This is a genomic window from Candidatus Nitrospira neuquenensis, from assembly GCF_979578155.1.
Window position 1 is genome coordinate 1 of record NZ_CEFZDU010000032.1, and the last position, 2,642, is coordinate 2,642.

General features: G+C 69.7%; 3 protein-coding genes. All 3 read left to right on the plus strand.

Features of this window, described 5'->3' with window-relative positions; translation table 11 throughout:
• Positions 1-194: 194 nt before the first annotated feature.
• Positions 195-986: a flagellar basal-body rod protein FlgG gene (gene flgG / locus AC1U7O_RS10820; protein ID WP_479894788.1), complete on the plus strand. Its 792-nt coding sequence runs from the start codon at positions 195-197 to the stop codon at positions 984-986.
• 27 nt (positions 987-1,013) lie between these two features.
• Positions 1,014-1,748: a flagellar basal body P-ring formation chaperone FlgA gene (gene flgA / locus AC1U7O_RS10825; protein ID WP_479894789.1), complete on the plus strand. Its 735-nt coding sequence runs from the start codon at positions 1,014-1,016 to the stop codon at positions 1,746-1,748.
• A gap of 61 nt (positions 1,749-1,809) precedes the next feature.
• Positions 1,810-2,511 carry a flagellar basal body L-ring protein FlgH gene (locus AC1U7O_RS10830; RefSeq protein WP_479894790.1) on the plus strand — a complete coding sequence of 234 codons (702 nt, stop codon included), beginning with the start codon at positions 1,810-1,812 and terminating at the stop codon, positions 2,509-2,511.
• Positions 2,512-2,642 lie beyond the last annotated feature (131 nt).

Consider the following 2,642-nt stretch of genomic DNA (forward strand, 5'->3'; position numbering starts at 1 on the left):
TCCTTCCTCTTCATCCGTCATTCCGGCGGAAGCCGGAATCCAGATGGGCCCCGGCGTGCGCCGGGGCGACGGACAGGGCCCCGGCATGCGCCGGGGCGACGGCCTGGGGATGAGGATTGCGGGGTTGTGGGATTGAGGAGCGAGGGATTGCCGATCGGCGATTGAGGATCGAGTAGGAGACGGAGGAGGCTGAGATGATCCGGGCGATGTGGACCTCGGCGACGGGGATGACGGCGCAGCAGCTCAACATCGACACGATCGCGCACAACCTGGCCAACGTGAACACGAACGGCTTCAAGCGCAGCCGGGCGGAGTTCGCCGACCTGCTCTACCAGATCCAGCGGCTGCCGGGCACGAACTCGTCCAACGTGGGCGTCTTTCCCGTGGGCATGCAGGTGGGCGGCGGCGTCCGGCCCACGACGGTCGCCAAGGAGTGGGCGCAGGGAAACCTCCGCCACACGGGCAACGAGCTGGACCTCGCGATCGACGGTCCGGGTTTCTTCCAAATCAGCCGGCCGGACGGGACGATCATGTACACGCGCAACGGCTCCTTCAAGCGCGACAACGTCGGCAACGTGGTGACCGGCGACGGCGACCTCTTGACGCCGACGATCACCATCCCATCCGGCGCGCTGAAGGTGGACATCGGCCAGGACGGCACCGTGTCGGTCCTGCTGCCCGGCGTCACCCAGGCCTCGCAGGTGGGGCAGATCCAGCTCGTCCGGTTCGACAACCCCGCCGGCCTGGTCGCGGTGGGGAACAACCTTTTCCTCGACAGCTTCGCCTCGGGGCCGCCGCTGCAGGGCGTGCCCGGCTTCTCCACGGGCTTCGGCCTCATCCAGCAGGGCATGCTGGAAAGCTCGAACGTCAACCTCGCCGAGGAGATGGTCAACATGATCATCGCCCAGCGGAGCTACGAGATCAACGCCAAGGCCATCCAGGCCTCCGACGAGATGATGGCGATGGCGAACAACCTCAGGCGATAGGCGCGGGGTGAGGCGAGAGGGCATGGGATGACGCGGCTCATGGCGGTGGTCGGGATGGCGCTGCTGGTGGCGGCCGGCGCGGCGGGGACCGAGGCCGGGGAGCCCCGGCCCCTCCGGGCGGAGCAGCGGCTTGAGCCGGAGGAAGTCCGCGCGGCGGTCCTCCGCCACCTGGAGCGCGACCTGCGCGCCGGGGGCGAGGTGGACGTCCGGCTCCTGGAGCCGACGGCGCCGGTGCCGCTGCCGGCCGGCGCGGTGACGATCCGGGTCTCGGGGCCGGGGGGCGAGGCGGGGTCGGGCCGCCGGCAGATGCTCGTCGCCCTGGCCGTGGACGGGAAGCCGGTCCGCAGCCTCACGGTGACGGTCGAGGTCGAGGTGCAGGTGGAAGCGGTCGCGCCGGTCCGGCCGATCGCCACGGACGAGGTGCTGGCGGCGGAGGACCTCGCGGTCGTGATGGTCCGGCTGCCGGAGGGGCGGCGCGCCGACTTCGTGCGGCGCGTGGAGGACGCGGCGGGTCGCCGTGCGGTCCGCCCCCTCCCGCCGCACCGGCCGATCGGGACGGGGGGCCTGGCCCTCCCCTACGCGGTCCGCAAGGGGGAGCGCGTCGTCATCGAGGCCCGCCGCGGCGGGCTGACGATCCGCGCCGCGGGCCTCACGAAGGCGGCCGGCGTCGTCGGCCAGACCGTCGCGGTCACGAACCTCGATTCGGGCAAGCCGCTCCAGGCGACGGTGCGCGGCCCCGGCCTGGTCGAGGTGGGGTTCTAATGGATTGACGATGGAGGGTCGTTGATCGAAGGACTGAAGCGTGGCGCTCGGCGAAGCCTTCATGAAATCATCAATCCACGATCGTCGGTCATCAATTCCGCGTCTTGCGGCCGTGGCGCTGCTCGCGCTGCTCGCCGCGTCCTGCGGGAAGAAGTCGCCGTCCCCGGGGCAGTTGCAGGTGCCGCCGCTCCCGCCGCCCAAGACGACCGGCTCCCTCTGGCAGGAGGAGAACGGCCGCGCCTACCTCTACGAAGACCTGCGGGCCATGCGCGTCGGCGACCTGATCACGGTCAAGATCGTGGAGAAGCACAAGGGGTCCAAGAGCGCCGACACGAAGGCGGAGCGCGAGTCCTCGATCGACAACAGCCTCGACGGCATCAACATCGGCCTGCCGGGGCTCTCGCTCAAGAAGGTGATCGGCCAGGATCTCTCGATCAGCGCCTCCGCCAAGAACAAGTTCGACGGCAAGGGCGCGACGAACCGGGAGGACACCCTGACCGGCACGATGTCGGCCATCGTGACCGAAGTCCTGCCCAACGGCGATCTCCGGATCGAGGGCCGGCGCGAGGTGACGGTCAACAGCGAGAAGCAGGTGATGAAGCTGAGCGGGATCGTGCGCCGCGTGGACGTGGACACGAAGAACACCGTGCTGTCCACGGCTATCGCCGACGCCCGGATCGAGTACAGCGGGCTCGGCGTCGTGGACGAGGTCCAGCGGCCGGGCTGGTTCGTGCGGGTGCTGGACTGGATCTACCCGTTCTGAGGAGACGATCGATGGAAAGGCGGTCAGCCAGCCGCCCCGGCAGTCGGCCGAACGTGTCACCCCGGACCTCCTCCATCCGGGGCGACGGACAGGACCCCGGCTGTCCTTCCTCTTCATCCGTCCTTCCTCTT

Bases quoted from the DNA above. Each gene is read 5' to 3' on its own strand.
- flgG (WP_479894788.1), top strand. From the start codon at position 195: ATGATCCGGGCGATGTGGACCTCGGCGACGGGGATGACGGCGCAGCAG.
- flgA (WP_479894789.1), top strand. From the start codon at position 1,014: ATGACGCGGCTCATGGCGGTGGTCGGGATGGCGCTGCTGGTGGCGGCC.
- AC1U7O_RS10830 (WP_479894790.1), top strand. From the start codon at position 1,810: ATGAAATCATCAATCCACGATCGTCGGTCATCAATTCCGCGTCTTGCG.